The following is a 297-nucleotide window of genomic DNA, read 5'->3' on the forward strand; positions in this document are numbered from 1 at the left end:
GAATGGTAACGCCGCTTTTTATCCCAGCAGCGATAAAAATTGTTTCATAGTTAGGTTTAGTTGGAGAGTATCCATGCGTACCAAATGTATATTTTTTACTGGGCGTAACATCTTTTTCAGTAATTTCTTTTATAAAATCGCCTGTATAGTTTTCAGTGAAATTATATCCTTCTTGTGCTTCCAACATAAATAAACAATTACCATCTGCACCGCAGTCTTTTGCAGCTTCATCATGAAGCATAAATTCAATACCGTTTTGTTTATTTTGAAGTAACTCTTCAAGTATTAGTTGTAGTT

At 33.3% G+C, this 297-nt stretch carries 1 pseudogene; it reads right to left on the reverse strand.

Annotated features, from left to right (window positions below):
- Positions 1–297, reverse strand: a pseudogene (locus ACSG5Z_RS30890) (alkaline phosphatase family protein); the annotation flags it as partial.

The sequence above is a fragment of the Bacillus pretiosus genome (assembly GCF_051294775.1).
Lineage (GTDB): Bacteria > Bacillota > Bacilli > Bacillales > Bacillaceae_G > Bacillus_A > Bacillus_A wiedmannii.